A 1,373-nucleotide genomic window follows, 5' to 3' on the forward strand; every position below is an offset into this window, starting at 1 on the left:
ACGGTACACCGACCCCAAACCAGGCTGGCTCTTCACCAGCAAGGCGGGCAACAACAGGGCAGCGATCACGGCAGCCTGCGTGATAAGCGCCGTGAACTGGAACGTCCCCAGCGGGATGGCCTCAGACATCGAAAGCTGCAGCATGAGACCGCTCATGAACGCCAGGATTGACGTGCCAAGCACCGGACGCCACAGCACCGACAACGCGCCCTTGAACACCGGCGCGGAGAACTCCTCGTCGATGGGCTCGCGCGCGGCGAGGCACTGGCGGCAGAACGCCACGGAAGCGAAGAACAGCAGCGCGCCCGCCGGCAGCATGAGCGCCGCCGGCAGCAGCGTGACAACGAAGTACACGATCAGGCTGAGCCCGCTGCTCAAGAGCACGAACAGGTACACGCGCCGCAAATCGAACGTACCCGAGAAACGCGCCCACAACAGGTTGATCAGCGCGTCGCCCGCACCGAAGCACAAACCGCCCGCCACCAGCCACGGGACCAGCTCGTTCAGCGGCACGAACTCTGCGAACCGAAAAGCCATGCGCGTGACGATGAACCCTGTCGCGGCAACGCCCGCGCACACGAGGACGACCGCCGTCGAGAACCCGCGCCCCGACCGGCGCGCCAACGCGATCATCGCCGCGTACACCACCATGCGCGCCGCGATCACCGCCACCAGGAACAGCGACTGCACGATGGCGCCCGACTCTCCCAACGAGGTGAGCACCGTCGGCGACTCGAACGACATGTAGCCGAACGTCAAATACAGCGCATACCCGCTCATGAACACGACGTCGCGCGCTCTCATGCCCGTGAACAGATCCTTCAAACAGCTCATCGGCCCCTACCCTCCGTCTGCTTCCTCGCCAGTATATCCCATCGAAAAGGATTCGTCCCCGGCTCATGGTTCGAGCCCCAGCACAGCCCCCGCCACGGCAAACGCGTACTCATACACCGTTCCATCAGGCATCCTATCCGATACCCTACCCGTATCAGGTGGGCTTCTCACCGGCCTAAACGCAAAAAACCACCCGCCCGCAGGTGTGGCGGGCAGGCTCGCGGGCGCGTATGGTTGGCAGCGCAGGGGAGGATTCCATACCGGAAATCCTCGCGATGAAGCGGGCAGCGGAAAACCAACCCGCTTCTCATCGAAAGGAGAGAGGGACATGAAAGAAACCAGACTGAGTCGTCGCGCATTCCTGGGCTTGGGAGCCACCGCAGCCGTTGCCGCTGGAGCCGCCGGCTTGGCCGGCTGCGCTCCGCAGCAGAGCGCCGGCACCGCATCCGCCGAGGGCGACGGCAGCCCGAACGGCGGCAGCGCGTCGAGCGTCTCCCCCACCAAATACACCCCCGACTTCCTCACGCCCCCGCCGGTTC

At 65.0% G+C, this 1,373-nt stretch carries 2 pseudogenes; one reads left to right on the forward strand and one right to left on the reverse strand.

The window, feature by feature from the left end:
• A pseudogene (locus tag ACMO6A_RS01155) lies at window positions 1-834 on the reverse strand (LuxR family transcriptional regulator); the annotation flags it as partial.
• Between the two features lie 328 nt (window positions 835-1,162).
• Between ACMO6A_RS01155 and ACMO6A_RS01160 the strand changes: the two are divergent.
• Window positions 1,163-1,373, forward strand: a pseudogene (locus ACMO6A_RS01160) (flavoprotein); the annotation flags it as partial.

Source organism: Eggerthella sp. (assembly GCF_048329335.1).
GTDB lineage: Bacteria > Actinomycetota > Coriobacteriia > Coriobacteriales > Eggerthellaceae > Eggerthella > Eggerthella lenta.